The sequence below is a fragment of the Mycobacterium riyadhense genome (assembly GCF_963853645.1).
Lineage (GTDB): Bacteria > Actinomycetota > Actinomycetes > Mycobacteriales > Mycobacteriaceae > Mycobacterium > Mycobacterium riyadhense.
In genome coordinates, this window is record NZ_OY970456.1 from 3124544 (window position 1) to 3142151 (window position 17608).

At 67.1% G+C, this 17608-nt stretch carries 14 protein-coding genes and 1 pseudogene; 9 read left to right on the plus strand and 6 right to left on the minus strand.

Annotation, left to right across the window (positions count from 1 at the left end; translation table 11 throughout):
* Nucleotides 1-5: 5 nt before the first annotated feature.
* Nucleotides 6-1019 (minus strand): alcohol dehydrogenase catalytic domain-containing protein, encoded by a 1014-nt coding sequence (locus AADZ78_RS14020; protein WP_085249421.1) that lies wholly within the window; start codon nt 1017-1019, stop codon nt 6-8.
* Between the two features lie 7 nt (nt 1020-1026).
* On the minus strand, nt 1027-2301 hold the full coding sequence (locus tag AADZ78_RS14025) for a cytochrome P450 (protein WP_085249422.1): 1275 nt from the start codon (nt 2299-2301) through the stop codon (nt 1027-1029).
* A gap of 309 nt (nt 2302-2610) precedes the next feature.
* On the opposite strand from AADZ78_RS14025, the gene AADZ78_RS14030 reads away from it, so the two are divergent.
* The 3 genes from AADZ78_RS14030 to AADZ78_RS14040 all read left to right on the plus strand — a co-directional run bounded on the left by AADZ78_RS14030 (nt 2611) and on the right by AADZ78_RS14040 (nt 3601).
* Nucleotides 2611-3018 (plus strand): hypothetical protein, encoded by a 408-nt coding sequence (locus AADZ78_RS14030; protein ID WP_085249423.1) that lies wholly within the window; start codon nt 2611-2613, stop codon nt 3016-3018.
* Nucleotides 3015-3308 (plus strand): hypothetical protein, encoded by a 294-nt coding sequence (locus AADZ78_RS14035; protein WP_085249424.1) that lies wholly within the window; start codon nt 3015-3017, stop codon nt 3306-3308. Before AADZ78_RS14030 ends, AADZ78_RS14035 begins: the two co-directional genes overlap by 4 nt.
* 74 nt (nt 3309-3382) lie before the next feature.
* Nucleotides 3383-3601 (plus strand): hypothetical protein, encoded by a 219-nt coding sequence (locus AADZ78_RS14040; protein ID WP_085249425.1) that lies wholly within the window; start codon nt 3383-3385, stop codon nt 3599-3601.
* A gap of 17 nt (nt 3602-3618) precedes the next feature.
* Here AADZ78_RS14040 and AADZ78_RS14045 read toward each other — a convergent pair whose 3' ends face one another.
* Both AADZ78_RS14045 and AADZ78_RS14050 read right to left on the minus strand, forming a co-directional pair.
* Nucleotides 3619-4746 carry a nitronate monooxygenase gene (locus tag AADZ78_RS14045; RefSeq protein ID WP_085249426.1) on the minus strand — a complete coding sequence of 376 codons (1128 nt, stop codon included), beginning with the start codon at nt 4744-4746 and terminating at the stop codon, nt 3619-3621.
* Nucleotides 4747-4868: 122 nt separating this feature from the next.
* The gene (locus AADZ78_RS14050; RefSeq protein WP_085249427.1) at nt 4869-5333 is read right to left on the minus strand and encodes a hypothetical protein; all 465 of its coding nucleotides are present in this window, start codon (nt 5331-5333) and stop codon (nt 4869-4871) included.
* 98 nt (nt 5334-5431) lie between these two features.
* On the opposite strand from AADZ78_RS14050, the gene AADZ78_RS14055 reads away from it, so the two are divergent.
* The 6 genes and pseudogenes from AADZ78_RS14055 (at nt 5432) to AADZ78_RS14080 (ending at nt 16221) form a co-directional block, all read left to right on the plus strand.
* Complete coding sequence (locus AADZ78_RS14055) at nt 5432-6172, plus strand: glucose 1-dehydrogenase (RefSeq protein WP_085249428.1); 741 nt, start codon at nt 5432-5434, stop codon at nt 6170-6172.
* A 312-nt stretch (nt 6173-6484) separates the two neighbouring features.
* A complete protein-coding gene (locus tag AADZ78_RS14060; protein WP_204903400.1) occupies nt 6485-9205 on the plus strand; it encodes a PE family protein in 2721 nt (906 codons plus the stop codon).
* Nucleotides 9206-9721: 516 nt separating this feature from the next.
* Nucleotides 9722-9950 (plus strand): annotated as a pseudogene (locus AADZ78_RS14065) (SDR family oxidoreductase); the annotation flags it as partial.
* 318 nt (nt 9951-10268) lie between these two features.
* Nucleotides 10269-13016, plus strand: coding sequence for a PE family protein (locus AADZ78_RS29060; RefSeq protein ID WP_204903399.1), 2748 nt, complete (start codon nt 10269-10271; stop codon nt 13014-13016).
* Between the two features lie 240 nt (nt 13017-13256).
* Entirely contained in the window at nt 13257-15185 is a 1929-nt protein-coding gene (locus AADZ78_RS14075) for a flavin-containing monooxygenase (RefSeq protein WP_085250180.1), read from the plus strand.
* A gap of 10 nt (nt 15186-15195) precedes the next feature.
* Nucleotides 15196-16221 (plus strand): alcohol dehydrogenase catalytic domain-containing protein, encoded by a 1026-nt coding sequence (locus AADZ78_RS14080; RefSeq protein ID WP_085250181.1) that lies wholly within the window; start codon nt 15196-15198, stop codon nt 16219-16221.
* Here AADZ78_RS14080 and AADZ78_RS14085 read toward each other — a convergent pair.
* Together AADZ78_RS14085 and dtd are read right to left on the minus strand one after the other, a co-directional pair.
* Nucleotides 16218-17135, minus strand: a complete 918-nt coding sequence (locus tag AADZ78_RS14085; protein ID WP_085250182.1) for a class I SAM-dependent methyltransferase — start codon at nt 17133-17135, stop codon at nt 16218-16220. The two genes, AADZ78_RS14080 and AADZ78_RS14085, sit on opposite strands and share 4 nt — an antisense overlap.
* An 18-nt stretch (nt 17136-17153) precedes the next feature.
* Entirely contained in the window at nt 17154-17585 is a 432-nt protein-coding gene (gene dtd, locus AADZ78_RS14090; RefSeq protein WP_085250183.1) for a D-aminoacyl-tRNA deacylase, read from the minus strand.
* Between the last annotated feature and the right edge of the window lie 23 nt (nt 17586-17608).

Sequence of the window (17608 nt, forward strand, 5' to 3'; positions counted from 1 at the left end):
TGTAGTCACATCGTCAGAACGGTGCGGTAGTGTGACCGCCCCTGCTCCATCGCCGCGTAGCCGTCGGCCGCCCGCGACAACGGGAGCTTCTCGATCCACGCCCGCACGCCGGACAATACCGCGAAATGCATTGTTTCTTCGATATCTTTCGCGGTCCCGGAGGGATGGCCGATAACACTGAGTCCCGGATTTATCAGCTGCACGGGACTGATCGGCAGGGGATCTGCTGTGACACCGATGGCGACCAGTTCACCTTGTGGCAGTAACCCACCGATCGTGTCGGCCATGGCCACCGAGTTCCCGGCAGTGGCCAGCACGACCGCGGCGCCACCCAAGGCTCGCAGTGCATCGGCGACGTCACCGCTGGTGGAGTCGACGTAGTGCTGGGCGCCCAGTTTCCGGGCGTCCTCGGCCTTGGCGGTACCGCGAGCGATTGCGATGGTCTCAAAACCCATCGCCACGGCGAACTGCACCCCGAGATGGCCGAGCCCGCCAACGCCGAGTACCGCGACCCGATCACCGGGCAACGCCTTTGTGCGACGCAGCGCGTTGTACGTCGTGACACCGGCACAGCCCATCGGGGCGGCTTCGATGTCGGAGAGCTCGGCAGGTATGCGGGCCAACGCATTTGCCGGAACTGTTACCGACTCGGCATAGCCGCCGGCATACTGCCAGCTCGGTACTTTCATGTTCGAGCAGTGGATGAAAATGCCTTTGCGGCAGCAGTCACACTGGTTGCAGTTTCCGCCGAACCACCCGACGGCGACGCGATCCCCAACCACGAAATTATCGACCCGTTCGCCGAGTTCTGCTACGGTTCCGGCGATTTCGTGCCCCAGGGTCAGCGGCCACGACATGCCCGGGAAGCCACCCTGGGCAAAGTGGCGGTCGGTGCCGCATACGCCACACGCGGACACCGCTATCCGTACCTCGTCGCGGCCCGGTGGAGGCGTCGCGACCTCGACAATCTCTAATGGCGCACCAGGCGACTGGATTTGGGCAGCTCGGTGAGTGGACACGCGTGTCCTAGTGTGCGACAGGGCATTTGGCTGCCCCATTGCTGTGATAGTCGACCTGCCAATGCTTGATGCCGTTGAGCCAGCCCGAGCGCAGCCGTTCGGGTTTTCCGATCGATTCCAGGTTTGGCATGACGTCGGCGATCGCGTTGAACATCAAATCGATAGTCATCCGCGCCAAGTTGGCACCGATGCAGTAGTGTGCACCAGTGCCGCCAAATCCCACGTGGGGATTGGGATTACGCAGGATGTTGAAGGTGAACGGGTCGTCGAACACGTCCTCGTCGAAGTTGGCGGACCGGTAAACCATCACCACCCGCTGACCCTTCTTGATCTGGACACCAGACAGTTCGTAGTCCTGGAGGGCAGTGCGCTGGAACGAGGTGACCGGGGTCGCCCACCGGACGATTTCGTCGGCCGTGGTGGCCGGACGTTCCCTCTTGTACAGCTCCCACTGGTCGGGGAAGTTGGTGAAGGCCATCATGCCCTGCGTGATGGAGTTGCGGGTGGTCTCGTTACCAGCGACCGCCAGCAGAATGACGAAAAAGCCGAACTCGTCTTCGGAGAGTCTGTGGCCCTCGATGTCGGCCTCGACCAACTTGGTGACGATGTCGTCCCCTGGGTTCTTGGCCCGGTCGGCGGCCATTTGCATGGCATACGTGATCAGTTCCACCGAGGCGGCCATGGCGTCATGGGTGGAGAACTCGGGATCTTGGTCGCCCACCATCTCGTTCGACCAGTGGAAGAGCTTCATGCGGTCCTCTTGCGGTACACCCAGCAACCCGGCGATTGCTTGCAACGGCAATTCACAGGACACCTGTTCGACGAAATCGCCGGAACCTTCGGCGGCCGCCAGCTCGACGATGCGCCGGGCACGCTCACTTAGGTCATCGCGCAACCGCTCGACGGCGCGGGGAGTGAAGCCCCGCGAGATGATCTTGCGCAGCCGGGTGTGCTGCGGAGCATCCATGTTGAGCAGGACGAACTTGCCCCTGTCGATTTGCTCGCCAATGGTGCCGTCCTTATAGCGTGGCAATGCGGTCTTCTGCAGGCTGGAAAAGATATCGCTGCGCAATGAGACCTCTTTGACGTCCTTGTGCTTGGACACCACCCAGAAGCCGCCGTCATCAAAGCCGCCCCGGCCGACCGGCTGCTCGTTCCACCAGATCGGCGCGGCTCGACGCATCTCGGCGAGCTCTGCAACCGGCAACCGCTCGGCGTAGATGTCCGGGTCGGTGAAATCGAACCCGGGGGGCAGGTTGGGGATCCGCTTGGCTGTCGTCATGGGCTCACTCCTCGATACACCATGCGCTAGTGGTTGGCTCGTGCGACTAATTCATTGCTACACCACGGTTGGGAAGGATCGGAAGAAGTTGCCCGAAGCCGAATTGCAACGTGTTCACCCGCGATGAGTTTGCGGCCTGACGTCGGTCGCCGTGACACAGCACCAATGAGCGCCACCCACAGCCGAAGGGCATGAGTGATGCGCATTTCCCCGAAAGCCTGTCTGGCGGCAAAGGCGGTAGCGGCCTTGTGAGCCACGCGGCAATCGTTATGCTTTGGTGAATGTCACCGGCGCCATGGAGGGTGGATCATGATTCGCGAATTGCTCGCCACCGCTGCGGTCGCGGGTGCCGCGATCGGGTTAGCACCGGTCGCCGGCGCCGACAACGGGCGTTGGCCGGGGGACGTGCCGGGGATGAACTATGACGCCTCACTGGGCGCCCCGTGCGACAACTACGAACGCTTCATCTTCGGACGGGGCCCCAGCGGCCAGGCCGAAGCCTGTCACTTCCCGCCGCCCAACCAGTTCCCGGCGGCAACCACCGGCTATTGGGTGATCTCCTACCCGCTGTATGGCGTCCAACAGATCGGCGCGCCGTGCCCCAAGCCACAAGCAGCGGCACAATCGCCTGCCGGTCTGCCGATGCTCTGTCTGGGAGCTCAAGGATGGCAAGAAGGATGGTTCACCGGAGCAGGATTTTTCCCGCCTGAGCCATGACGTGCCACTGCCAGCTCACCGAAACACCCGTTCCGCGGTGGCTGCGTTTCGTGCTGGCGTCCGATCGTGCCGGCTCGGCGTGGTACATCGGGGCAAGCTTCTTCTTCGCGCCGGTACTCGCGGTGCTGTCACCGTGGCCCACGGTCACCGCGGTGCTGTGGTGGATCATCGGGTTGGCGGGCCTTTGGCTCGGCCTGCTCGGAATCGCGATGGCCGTGGGACTGGCGCGGATATTGCGGTCTGGCGCCGAAGTTCCGGAACACTACTGGCGCACCCTCGTCGACTACTGAACACCGATTCTGGCTGGGCGAATTCGCCGGGATTACAGTCGTATCAAGCGTTCGCCAACGAATAGGAGACTCCGATGGCCCTCAATCCCAAAGATGCCGTCGATGCGGTCCGCGACATCGCGACCAACGCCGTCGAAAAGGCCTCCGACATCGTCGAAAACGCCAGCGACATCATCCGCGGCGACATCGCCGGCGGCGCCAGCGGGATCGTCCAGAACTCCATCGACATCGGCACCCACGCCGTCGACCGCGTGAAAGAGGTGTTTACCGCTCGCGACGACGATCAGGACTAGTCAGCCGTCAACCCGCGTCACACGGCGGCGGCGTTGAGTTCGTCCAGCCTGGTGGTGGCCTGGAGGTACTCCTGCACCCAGCGCTCGATGACGGTAGCCGTCTTCTCCACCTTCGTGAACTGTCCAACCACCTGACCGACCGGGTTGAACGCGACGTCGACGGTCTCGTTCGGGTACTTGTTCGTCGCCCGCACCGCCATGCCGGAGACCATGTACTGCAACGGCATACCAAGCGGCTTCGGGTTGTCCGGTTGCTCCCACGCCTCGGTCCAGTCGTTGCGCAGCATCCGCGCCGGCTTACCCGTGAACGACCGGCTACGGACGGTGTCACGACTGCTCGCCTTGGCGTATGCCGCTTGCTGCACAGGGGTATTGGAGGCCTCCTCGACCATCAGCCACTGTGAGCCGGTCCACGCGCCTTGAGCACCAAGTGCCAACGCCGCGGCGATCTGCTGCCCGCTGCCGATGCCACCCGCGGCCAACACCGGGAGCGGGGCGACCTCCTTGACGACCTGCGGCCACAGGACGATTGAGCCCACCTCACCACAGTGGCCGCCGGCCTCGCCGCCCTGGGCGATGATGATGTCGACGCCCGCGTCGGCATGCTTGCGGGCCTGCGAAGGCGACCCGCACAATGCGGCCACCTTGCGACCGGACTCGTGAATGTGGTTGATCATGTCCGCCGGTGGGGTGCCCAGCGCATTGGCGATCAAGGTCACCTTGGAGTGTTTGAGCGCCACCTCGACCTGCGGGGTGGCGGTCGCCTCGGTCCAGCCGAGTAGCTGGAGACTGTCCTCGGCAGCATCTTCGATCGGAACACCGTGATCGGCAAGGATTTTGCGCGCGAAATCAAGGTGCTCCTGCGGCACCATCGCTTGCAATGTTTTGGTGAGCTCTTCGGCGGACAGGTGCGAGTCCATGCCCTCGTACTTGTTCGGAATGACGATATCGACCCCATAGGGATGATCACCGATGTGCTCATCGATCCAGGTGAGTTCGATCTCTAACTGTTCAGGGGTGAAGCCGACCGCCCCAAGAACGCCGAAACCGCCGGCCTTGCTGACAGCGACAACGACATCGCGACAGTGGGTGAAAGCGAAAATGGGGAACTCGATACCGAGGTCGTCGCAGATGGCGGTGTGCATGCCTGCTCCTGGAAAGCTCAACCGATCCGATAAGAACTGAAACGTGTTCTAGTTTAGTACGGAGGGCGGCGACGTGGCCAGCCAGGTCTTGACGCGTCGCAACTAGAACCCCTCAGGACCTGTCAGATCGCCAGGGTATGCCCCACCCACAGGACCAGGAACGCGAACATGCAGCCGGCGCAGACGAGGTGATCCCGACAGATACCTCGCGCCAGGCGGCTCTGTTCGACCGAGCTGTCGATGCGCTTTCCAAGCCGGACTGCGCAAGGGACGGTGTGTAGCAGGGCCAGCATCACGGGGACACCCGCGAGACCAGCCGTCGTCGCAAGCAACCAGCCAGGCTGGTGTCCGCGGGCAGCTTCAAACCCCAACGCGCCCAACAAGATCACCATGACCAGAGCGATCAGCCGGCTCATCGGTCGCGATGTCGTCGTGGCGCGGTGGTAATAAGCAGCGATGGACGCGAGCACGGGCTCGGGCAATGCGCCGCCCACTCGTCGATACCGCAGAACCTGGACGTCGAACATCAAGTCCATCCACAACACCGCAAGCAAGAACCCGCTGCAAGCCGTGAGTATTGGCGCCACGCCGTTTATCCACCTCCGGGTCGCCACAGGCTATCGGTGTTGGAACGGATTAGAACAGGTTCTAGTAGCGCCAAACACCTCCAGTAACCTGGCCCGTCATGGGACGCGTCGATACGAAGGTTGCTCTGATCAGCGGCGCTGCGCGCGGGATGGGGGAGTCTCATGCGCGGTTGCTTGTCGCCGAGGGTGCCGAAGTGGTGATTGGCGACATCCTTCATGACGAAGGTCAGGCGCTTGCCGATGAATTGGGCGCCGCGGCGCGCTACGTGCATCTTGACGTGACCAATCCGGAGCAATGGACCGCCGCCGCGGCTGCGGCGGTGGAACAGTTCGGGCGGCTGAACGTGTTGGTCAACAACGCCGGGATCATAAACTACGGCCCGCTTAAGACTTTCGACCTAACCAAGTGGCAACGGATCCTCGACGTGAATGTCACCGGCACGCTGTTGGGCATTCAAGCCGTCGTCGATCCGATGATCGCCGCCGGCGGCGGCTCGATCATCAACATCTCATCTATTGAGGGACTGCGCGGCGCTGCGTGGGTGCACGGTTACGTCACCTCCAAGTGGGCGGTTCGCGGTCTGACAAAATCGGCCGCGCTCGAATTGGCACCAAATAACGTCCGCGTCAATTCTATTCATCCGGGCTTCATCCGGACCCAGATGACCGCCAAACTTCCGCAGGACACGCTCAACATCCCGCTCGGCCGACCCGGCGAACCCCAGGATGTGTCGTCATTCGTACTCTTTCTCGCCAGCGACGAGTCGTCGTATGCGACCGCCGCCGAGTTCGTTATCGACGGCGGTCTGGTCGCCGACGTTTCCCACAAGGCACAGTAGTCCCGATTGCGCTGAAATCATTTGTGCCACTGCGGTTTTAGCATCGTCAGCGCCGCAGCATCGAGCGCGCCGCGAGGGTGGCGCCGATGAATTTGGCGGGGCGGCGCTTTGCGCCCGTGAGCCTTCGGGGCGCGCCTGCCCCGAAACCCGACCGGGACCGGGGCTGGCAACAAAATATGAAGAATGACTGAAAACGCGTAATCAGGTTGCTCCGATCGCGGTAAGCTCCGAATTTGCCAATTCCGCGCCCGGGGACCGCGCGATCTCCGGCTCGGTATGACATATAGATCTTCTCCTAAATGGAGGTGTCAAATGTCGTTTCTCATCGCGGCGCCGGAAGCCATCGCGACGGCCGCCTCGGATCTAGCGAGTCTCGGTTCGGCGATCAGCACGGCCAATGCCGCTGCGGCGGCCTCGACGACGTCGGTGCTGGCCGCGGGCGCTGACGAGGTGTCCGCCGCTATAGCGGCGATATTCGGGGCACAAGGCCAGGCCTACCAAACGCTCAGCGCGCAGGCGGCGGCGTTTCATGCTCAATTCATGCAGACCTTGAGTGCAGGCGCCAACTCGTATGCGACCGCAGAGGCGGCGGCCGCATCGCCGCTGCTCGACCAGATCAACGCGTTCTTCGTCGCGCAGACCGGGCGCCCGCTGATCGCCAACGGCGCCAATGGGGCCCCGGGGACAGGGGCCGCTGGCGGGGACGGCGGCTGGTTGATCGGCAACGGCGGCGCCGGCGGGTCCGGAACGTCTTCAACTACCGACAACGGCGGGCCAGGCGGCGCCGGCGGCGCCGGCGGCCTTCTTGGGAGCGGCGGGGCCGGTGGAACCGGCGGGAACACCACGGGTGCTGGCAAAACCGGCGGGGCTGGCGGGGCCGGTGGCAACGCCATGCTGATCGGAGCCGGTGGGGCAGGCGGCGCCGGCGGATTCAGCGAAAATGGTACAGGTGGCGCTGGCGGGACCGGCGGAAACGCCGGCATGCTGTTCGGCGCCGCCGGGTCTGGCGGCCCCGGCGGGTTTACCAATAGCCTCGGCGCCAAAGGCGGGGCCGGCGGCGCCGGTGGGGCCGGCGGGTTGTTCTCCGACGGTGGGTCCGGCGGGGCCGGTGGGGGCAACGCCATCGGCAGCGGTGGGGCTGGCGGGGCCGGCGGGGACGGCGGGTTGTTCGGCACCGGAGGCACCGGCGGACAAGGCGGGCTTGGCAGTGTCGTCAGCGGCACCGGCGGGGCCGGGGGCGCAGGCGGCGCCGGCGGGTCGCTGGGGGCTGGTGGTACCGGCGGCAGCGGCGGCGGGGCCAGCGTAGGTGGAGCCGGCGGGGCGGGCGGCAACGCCGGCATGTTTGCCTTCGGTGCCGCGGGCGGAGCTGGCGGCGCCGGCGGGGAAGGCTTCGTCGGGGCCGGTGGTGCCGGCGGGGCGGGCGGCAACGCCGGCGTGTTGTTCGGTTCCGGCGGCGCCGGCGGGGCCGGCGGGCTGGGCACCACCACCGGCGGGGCTGGCGGGGCCGGCGGCAACGCCGGCCTGCTCAACGGCTCCGGCGGCGCCGGCGGGTCCGGCGGCATCGGCAAGGGCGGCGCAACCGGCGGGGTCGGCGGGACCGGCGGCAAGGCCGCGCTGATCGGTAACGGCGGTAACGGCGGCGACGGCGGCGCAAGCCAGACCGGCACCGGCGGTAACGGCGGGGCCGGTGGCGACGGCGTGCTGATCGGTAACGGCGGTAACGGCGGTAGCGGTGGGACCGGCGCAACCGCGGGCAAGACCGGCCTCGGCGGCATCAGTGGCGCGCTACTTGGTCTGGACGGATCCAACGCTCCAGCCAGCACCAACCCCCTACACACCCTGCAGCAAGACGCACTCAATGCGATCAACCAACCTGTCCAGGCACTGACCGGGCGCCCGCTGATCGGTAACGGCGCCAACGGGGCTCCGGGAACCGGGGCTGACGGCGGGGCCGGCGGCTGGTTGTTCGGCAACGGCGGAAACGGCGCGCACGGAGCCACCGCCGCCGCCGGCGGGCCAGGAGGGGCCGGCGGAGCCGGCGGAATCTTGTTCGGCACCGGCGGTACCGGCGGCACCGGCGGGATCGGGACGGCCGGTGCCGGCGGGGCCGGCGGCGCGGGCGGTAACGCTATGGTGATCGGCTCCGGCGGTACCGGCGGCACCGGCGGATTCGGCACTACCCTTGGCGGGGCCGGCGGACGCGGCGGGAACGCCGGCGTGTTCTTCGGCGCCGCCGGGACGGGCGGCCATGGCGGCACTCCCGGCGGCGGCGTGGTCCCCGGCGGCGCCGGCGGCACCGGGGGGCTGTTCGCCAACGGCGGCACCGGCGGGTCCGGCGGGTTCGGCGGAGTCGGCGGGTCCGGCGGGAACGGCTTGCTTTTCGGGGCCGGCGGCACCGGCGGGGCCGGCTCCGCGGGTGCCGCCGGCGGGGCCGGCGGGAACGGTGGGCTGTTCGGCGCGGGCGGCGTAGGCGGCTCCGGCGGCGGCGCCAGCGGCAATGGCGGGGCCGGCGGCGCCGGCGGCAACGCCGGCCTACTGTCCTTCGGTGCGTCCGGAGGCGCCGGCGGCAGCGGCGGGGTTTCCAACAACCTCGGCGGGGCCGGCGGGGCCGGTGGCTCCGGCGGGGTGCTCTTCGGCTCCGGTGGGGCCGGCGGTAACGGTGGCTGGGGCGGCGCCGGTGGCAACGCCGGTACGGGCGGCACCGGCGGTGCCGGTGGTAAGGCTGGCTTCCTCGTCGGTTCCGGCGGCGCCGGTGGCGCGGGCGGAGCGGCCGGGGGCGGCGCGAACCAGGGCACCGGTGGCGCAGGCGGTGCCGGCGGCACGCCTGGGGCGTTCGGCAACGGCGGTAACGGCGGTGCCGGCGGCGACGCCGGAACGACCGGTGGCAAGGGCGGTAACGGCGGCAACGCCGTGCTGATCGGCAACGGCGGTAACGGCGGTAACGGCGGCAAGGCCGCGGCTAATGGCACACCCGGCGCCGGCGGAACCGGCGGGCTGCTGCTCGGCAACAACGGGAACAACGGGTTGCCGTAACCGGTTGGGGCGCAAGGCCGGTTGTTACGGAGGCACTCGGCAGCCAACCGGCCGCGATAGCGCGGATGTCGCTCGAAAAATGGCGCGAGGCAGCAAGCGTGTCACGCCCTCGTGAGCGCCGTCGCACTCGGACTGCCCGGAGGCCGTGTCGAATGACCTCAGTAGACGAGGCCATGTCGCGAAACTAGTTGTGCCACAATAGTTTCAGTAGCATTGCGTCCAGCACGTTTCCAAACCTATTCAACAAACTGGGCAAACACCCCCCGCACACGTTCGCGCATCAACAATCTGCAAGTAAGCACTGGCAAACGAGGTGGTGTCAAGCAACTCGACCAATGCGCTCATCGTGATTGTGCCGTTACGCTCTCAGGGCTCGGGCGACAGGTGTTGGCGGAAAAACCGCCGTTGCCAACACAAATCGCGCAAAGGCCCGCGCACATTCATTGAGCCGATTGCGGCCAATCCGACCTACTGCGATCACCGTTAACGAGCGATCACGGTGAACCGAGCCCCACGGTTCCCGGTCTGACCAAATCGGCAGCGTTCGAATTGGCGCCAAACAACACTCGGGTCAATTCCATTCATCCGGGCTTGATCCGGACCCATATGACCGCCAAACTTCCCGACGACATGCTCAACAGCCCCTCGGCGACCAAACGAACCGTAGGATATGTAGTCGTTCGTACTACTCCTCGCCAGCGACGAGTCGTCATTTGCGACCGCCGCCGAGTTCGTCATCGACGGCGCCTGGTGGCCGACGTTTCCACCATGCACACTAGTCCCGATTACGCTGAAATCGCTTGTACCACTGTGCCTTCAGCGCCGCCGTCGCTGCATCTTCGTCGACAAGCCGACATTGCGTTTTGCGTCGTCGGCCGCCGATGTCCGAAACGAACAAGTTCACTGTTATCGCGCGGTTGGCGACAAAGTAGAGCAGGAAATCCCGAACTGCGGAAGTTGTGGGCCGAACCGCGATAAGATGCAACACTGCAATTCCTGGCTAGAGACCGGGATCTCCGGCTCGGCATGACATATAGCTCATCTCGGATTTCGGAGGTGTCAGATGTCGTTTCTCATCGCAGCACCGGAGGCCATCGCCGCGGCGGCTTCAGATTTAGCGAGTCTCGGTTCGGCGATCAGCACGGCCAATGCCGCTGCGGCGGCCTCGACGACGTCGGTGCTGGCCGCGGGCGCTGACGAGGTGTCCGCCGCGATAGCGGCGATATTCGGGGCACAAGGCCAGGCCTACCAAACGCTCAGCGCGGAGGCGGCGGCGTTTCATGCTCAATTCATGCAGGCCTTGAGCGCAGGCGCCAACTCGTATGCGACCGCGGAGGCGGCGGCCGCATCGCCGCTGCTCGACCAGATCAACGCGTTCTTCGTCGCGCAGACCGGGCGCCCGCTGATCGCCAACGGCGCCAATGGGGCCCCGGGGACAGGGGCCGCTGGCGGGGACGGCGGCTGGTTGATCGGCAACGGCGGGGCCGGCGGGTCCGGAACGGCCGGCGCCAGCGGCGGGGCCGGCGGCGCGGGTGGGGCCGCCGGGCTGATCGGCAACGGCGGGGCCGGTGGGGCCGGTGGAATTGCCAACGGCGCCGCCGGCGTAGGTGGGGCGGGCGGCGCCGGCGGCAACGCCGTGCTGTTCGGCGCCGGCGGCGCCGGCGGGGCCGGCGGGGCTTCAACGAATGTCGCCGGCGGCAGCGGCGGGGCCGGCGGGGCCGGCGGCAACGCCGGCATGCTCTTTGGGGCCGCCGGTGTCGGCGGCGCGGGCGGATTCTCGAATAGCGTCAACGCCGTACTCGGCGGGGCCGGCGGCACCGGTGGGTCCGGCGGACTGTTTACCACCGGCGGGGTCGGCGGTGCCGGCGGGATCGGCGACAACGGCGGGGCCGGGGGCGCCGGCGGCGTTGGCGGGCTGTTCGGTGCCGGCGGCACCGGCGGGGCGGGTGGCTTCGGAACTGACGGAGCAACTGGCACCGGCGGGGCCGGCGGCGCCGGCGGCGCCGGCGGGCTGTTCGGCGCCGGCGGGGAAGGCGGCAGCGGCGGATCGGCCCTGACCACCGGCGGGGCCGGCGGCGCGGGCGGCAATGCCGGCATGCTCGCCCTCGGCGCCGCCGGCGGCGCCGGCGGGATCGGCGGGGACGGCGGCTCACCCACCCTAGGAGGCGGCAAGGGGGGTGCCGGCGGGGCCGGCGGCAACGCCGGCATGTTCTTCGGCTCCGGCGGCGCGGGCGGCGCCGGCGGGTTCGGCTCCGCCACCGGCGGGCAAGGGGGGGTCGGCGGCAACGCCGGCATGCTCAACGGCTCCGGCGGCGCCGGCGGAAGCGGCGGCACCAGCTTCCTCACTGCCACCGGCACCGGTACCGGCGGGGCCGGCGGAGCCGGTGGAAACGGCGGACTGATCGGCAACGGCGGTAACGGCGGTAGCGGAGGGACTGGCGGCCCCCTGTTGACCGGCAAAGGCGGCGACGGCGGGACCGGCGGAAACGGCGTGCTGATTGGAAACGGCGGAAATGGCGGTAGCGGAGGGATTGGCGCGACCGCCGGCAAGGCCGGCGTCGGCGGCACTAGCGGGCTGCTGTTGGGTCTAGACGGATTCAACGCCCCGGCAAGCACCAACCCCCTACACACCCTGCAGCAGGACGCACTCAATGCGATCAACCAACCTGTCCAGGCACTGACCGGGCGCCCGCTGATCGGTAACGGCGCCAACGGGGCTCCGGGAACCGGGGCTGACGGCGGGGCCGGCGGCTGGTTGTTCGGCAACGGCGGAAACGGCGGATCCGGAGCGACGGCCGCCAACGGCGGAACCGGCGGGGCCGGCGGAGCCGGCGGGATCTTGTTCGGCACCGGCGGCACCGGCGGGGCCGGCGGCCTCGGAACGGCAGGCCCCGGCGGGGCCGGCGGCGCGGGCGGGTCCGCCTTGCTGATCGGCTCGGGCGGCGCCGGCGGCAGCGGCGGGTACAGCGGCACCGCCGGCGGGAACGGCGGGGCCGGCGGCAATGCCGGTGCACTCTTCGGTGCCGCCGGGACTGGCGGGGCGGGCGCTAGCACCAAGGCCGGCGGCATCGGCGGCGCCGGCGGCAACGGCGGGCTCTTCTCTAACGGCGGGGCCGGCGGGCACGGTGGGTTGCCCGGAGGGACCGGCGGGGCCGGCGGCAACGGCGGGCTGTTCGGCGCCGGGGGCACCGGCGGAGCCGGCGGTCCGCTCGGCGCCGGGGCTGGCGGGGCCGGCGGCAACGGCGGACTGTTCGGCGCGGGCGGCACTGGCGGTTCCGGCGGCCATGGCACCCCCGGCGGAGTTGCCGGCGGTGCCGGCGGCGCCGGCGGCAACGCCGGCCTCCTCTCTATCGGTGCCTCCGGTGGCGCCGGCGGCAGCGGCGGCTCTAGCCTGACCGCCGCCGGCGGGACCGGCGGCACGGGCGGCGGCGGCGGCTTGTTCTTCGGCTCCGGCGGCGCTGGCGGCAGCGGCGGGTACAGCAATACCGGCACCGGCGGCGCCGGCGGAGCCGGCGGCAACGCCGGCTTGCTTTCTGGCTCCGGCGGGGCCGGCGGAGCCGGCGGCGCCAGTGGGGCCGCCGCGGCCGGGGCCGGCGGAGCCGGCGGCAAGGCGGGCGCGCTCGGTAACGGCGGCGACGGCGGTGCCGGCGGCGATGGCGTCACCGGCGGCAACGGCGGAGTGGGCGGCAACGCCGTGCTGATCGGCAACGGCGGCAACGGCGGTAATGGCGGCAAAGCCGGGGGTACGCCCGGCGCCGGCGGCACCGGCGGGCTGCTGCTGGGTAACAACGGAAACAACGGCTTGACGTAACCAATTGGGATGCAACGTGTTTAGACTGCGGTCGGTGATGACGGCTTGATCCAGGACGCCTCGTGTAAGGCACAGCCGACGCACCGGCCAGCGGCCCGGCCTCCGGGTAGCTGAACTACGCCCCGGTTTGCAAATGCGGACACACGCTATTGATACCGTGCGGCAGCCGCGGTACCGTGATGCTGGTAATTACGAAACTGAGGGTATCGTAATTGCCACTCCATCGAAAGGATCGGCTCGATGCGCAGCCTGTACGCCGGCGCGCCCTTTACGACATCCACACCACAGATCGCTGCCGCACTCGAAGACGTAAGCATCCCGACCCTGCTGCTGTCGCTGGTGCACATCACCGGGGATCCACGTTTTATCCGGGACTTCAAGCCGATGGGCCTGTTTCTCAATGAAATCCAGGGATTCATGTCTGACGAGGACAAGGCCCGGGCCCGTGCCGAGGCGCTCCCGGTGATCGCGGCGTATCGAGACCGCGGCTGCCCCGAGCCCGAGCCGCTTGACCTTCAGCTCGTCAGGGAAATGATGGACTGGGCGGCCTGCGAGCACGTTCCCGACGACTACCAACCACTGCTCTTAGAGGAGATGGACCTCGACGGGCTCGACCCCCGGCGCCCGGAAGCCCTTGCGGCCAGCACTGCGGCAGAGCTGCCGGTCGTCGTGATCGGATGCGGCGAATCGGGCATCCTGGCCGGAATTCGCCTCAGGCAAGCCAACATTCCCTTCACCATCGTGGAGAAGAATGCCGGCCCCGGCGGAACATGGTGGGAAAACCGATATCCCGGGGCCCGGGTTGACGTGGCGAACCACTTCTATTGCTACAGCTTCGAACCCAACAACGACTGGACACACTTCTTCGCCGAGCAATGGGAGCTGCAGGACTATTTCACGCACGTGATGAACAAGCACGACCTGGCCAAGCAAGTGCGCTGGAACACCGAAGTTCTCGCCGCCGAGTGGAACGACGATGACGGCACCTGGAGCCTGTCACTGCGCTCGGACGGCCAGACGAGCACCATCCACGCGCGTGCCGTCATCACCGCGGTAGGTCAGCTAAATCGACCGCGTATCCCAGAATTCGACGGCGCCGAGACCTTCGAAGGACCCGCGTTTCACTCCGCCGACTGGGACCACTCCGTCGACCTGACCGGCAAGCGGGTCGCCCTCGTGGGAGCCGGCGCCAGCGGCTTCCAGATCGCACCGGCGATCGCGCCGAATGTCAAGCAGCTCACGGTATTCCAGCGCACCGCCCAATGGATGTTCCCGAATGCGATGTACCACGACGAAGTTGGCGACGGCGTGCGGTGGGCGATGCGACACCTACCGTTCTACGGCAGGTGGTACCGATTTCTGCTTCTGTGGCCGGGCGCCGACAAGGGCCTTGACGCAGCGCGCGGCGATCCGAACTATGCCAACCAGGACTACGCCGTCAGCGACATGAACGCCGGCGCCCGCATGATGTTCACTCAGTGGATCACCAGCCAGATCAATGAGGGCGACGAGCTGTTGAGCAAGGTCATGCCCGATTATCCCGCCACCGGAAAGCGGACACTGCAGGACAACGGCAGCTGGCTGCAAACATTGCAACGAAACAACGTCGAACTGATACGCACGCCGATCCAACGGATCACCCCGCGCAGCATCGTCACCCAAGACGGTGTGGCACATGACGTCGATATCATCGTCTACGCCACCGGGTTCCGGCACACCGATGTGCTGTGGCCACTAAAAGTACTCGGCCGCAACGGTATCGACCTGCACCACCTGTGGGGACAACGACCTTACGCCTATCTGGGCATCACGGTTCCGGGGTTTCCCAACCTATTCCTCCTCTACGGGCCGGGCACCCATCTGGCCCACGGGGGCAGCCTGATCTTCCAGTCCGAGCTGCAGATGCGCTACATTAACCTCTGCCTAGAACGCCTGGCGGAAGGCGATATTCATTCCCTGGAGCCGACGGCGGCTGCTGCCACTGAATGGCATCAACGGACACAAGCCGAAATCAAAAAGATGGTGTGGTCGCACCCGGCGGTCAAACACTCCTACTTCAAGAATGCCGAGGGTGAGATCCACACGGTCAGCCCCTGGCGCCTCAGCGAGTACTGGGCCGCGGTACGCGAGCCCGATTGGGACCAATTCGTTCTGCGACAACGAAAGTGAGCACGCCGACATGCGCACGGTAGTCATCGACGGGCCCGGCAACATCAACGTCGAGACCCGTCCCGATCCGGCGCTTCCCGGGCCCGACGGGGTCATTATCGCGGTGGCCGCGGCTGGCATCTGCGGATCCGACCTGCACTTCTACGAAGGCGAATACCCGTTGGCCGAATCCGTTGCGCTCGGCCACGAAGCGGTAGGAACCGTTGTCGAGGCCGGCCCGCAGGTGCGCACTGTCAAAGTCGGCGACCTTGTCATGGTGTCGTCGGTGGCCGGCTGCGGCGCCTGTCCGGGATGCGCCACCCGGGATCCCGTCATGTGCTTTTCTGGCTTGCGGATCTTCGGGTCCGGCGCACTCGGCGGTGCGCAGGCCGACCTGCTCGCCGTACCCGCCGCCGACTTCCAGGTGCTCAAGATTCCCGAGGGGATCAGCACCGAACACGCGCTGCTGCTCACCGACAACCTCGCCACCGGCTGGGCCGCGGCACAGCGGGCCGATATCTCGTTCGGCGGCACTGTGGCGGTGATCGGCCTGGGAGCGGTCGGATTGTGTGCACTGCGCAGCGCGTTCGTGCAAGGCGCCGCAACGGTTTTCGCCGTAGACAAGGTAGACGGACGTCGGCAGCGCGCCGCCAGTTGGGGCGCCACCCCGATCGCACCTCCGGCGGCCGAGACGATTCTTGCCGCGACAGGTGGCCGTGGCGCGGACTCGGTCATCGATGCCGTCGCGACCGACGCATCGCTGACCGACGCGCTCAATACGGTGCGGCCCGGCGGCACCGTCTCGGTAGTCGGCGTACACGACCTGAAACCGTTTCCCCTTCCCGCCCTCGGCTGCCTGATGCGCAGCATCACGCTGCGAATGACCACCGCGCCGGTGCAGCGCACCTGGCCGGAACTGATCCCGCTGCTTCAGTCGGGCCGCCTCGATGTCGACGGCATCTTCACCACGACCCTGCCGTTGGACGAGGCGGCCAAAGGCTATGCGACCGCGGCGTGTCGGTCCGGCGACGACGTGAAGATCCTGTTGATGCCCTAGAGCACCTTGGTTGCCGTTATGTACTGCGACCGCATGAAACTGTCGATTTTGACGTCCACGTCCGGCGGGGTCATTCCGTAGCCGGCCTGCAAGTCGAGCGTCGTGCGGACCGGCTCGACCGCCCACCCGTGGCTGGCCAGCCACTGTGCGGGGTCGGTCGTGGTGTCGTCGTAGGTGAGGGCGGAGAAGTCGACGTCACCCGACAGATTGACCCCGGGGTGGATCGCCTCCAGTGCGACGAGTTGCTCATGATCCAAGCGGGATCCCAAGGCGCCCATGGCAAGTCGGCTGCCGGGCGCGCACAGCTCGCCGATCCGCGACAACAGCGACTGCTGGGCCTCGCCGGTCAAATAGGGCAGTAAGCCTTCGACCGACCAGGCACTGGGCTGTTGCGGATCAAAGCCGGCCGCTTTCAATGGGGTGGGCCAGTCGGCCCGCAAATCGGCTGCTACCTCACTGCGACGGGCCTTAAGCTCAGCGCCCTGCTCGTCCAGCACATGTGCCTTGAATTCAAGGACTTTCGGCAGGTCGACTTCGAAAACTGTTGTCCCGGACTGCCAATCAAGGCGATACGCCCGAGAATCCAGCCCGGCGGCGATGATCACCGCCTGTCGTATGCCGGCGTCAGCGGCAGCGCAGAAGAAGTCGTCGAAGAACCGAGTCTGCACGCCGTACAGACGTGGGAACGCGGTCTCGTCCTCCGAGGTTCCGGGGTTGGCCAGCAGACCCGTGAGATAGGGGTCCGCTGAAGCTTCGATAAAGGACTTCGCGTATTCGTCGGTGACTAACGGCTGAGGGCTTACGGCGTGCAGTGCACGCCATCCGGCGACCAGCAGCGCGGTGTAGCCCACGCCGCTGACGATGTCCCACTGGTCGTCGTCGGAACGTAGTGATCCAAACTGCGGTGTCGTCATCAACGCCAACGTACCCGCTCAGAGTTCCAGCATCACCGTCACCGGACCGTCGTTGACCAGTTCGACCTGCATGTGCGCACCAAAGACACCGGTCTCGACCTGCGCACCCAACTGACGTAATGCCTCCGCAAACGCGGCGACCAGCGGCTCGGCAATCGCCCCCGGTGCGGCTGCGTTCCAAGACGGCCGCCGGCCCTTGGCTGTGTCGGCGTAGAGGGTGAATTGGCTGACTACCAAGATCGGTGCGTTGACATCGGATGCGGACTTTTCGTCGGCGAGAATGCGTAGATTCCAGAGCTTTTCGGCGAGCCGCTGCGCCGTGTCAGGGCCATCGCTATGAGTTACCCCAACGAATGCGAGCAGGCCGGCCCGGTCCGCACCGATGGCGCCGACCACCTGACCGTCCACTGATACCGCTGCCGATGAGACACGTTGCACCAGAACCCGCATGGGGCTCGATGCTGCCATGCGAC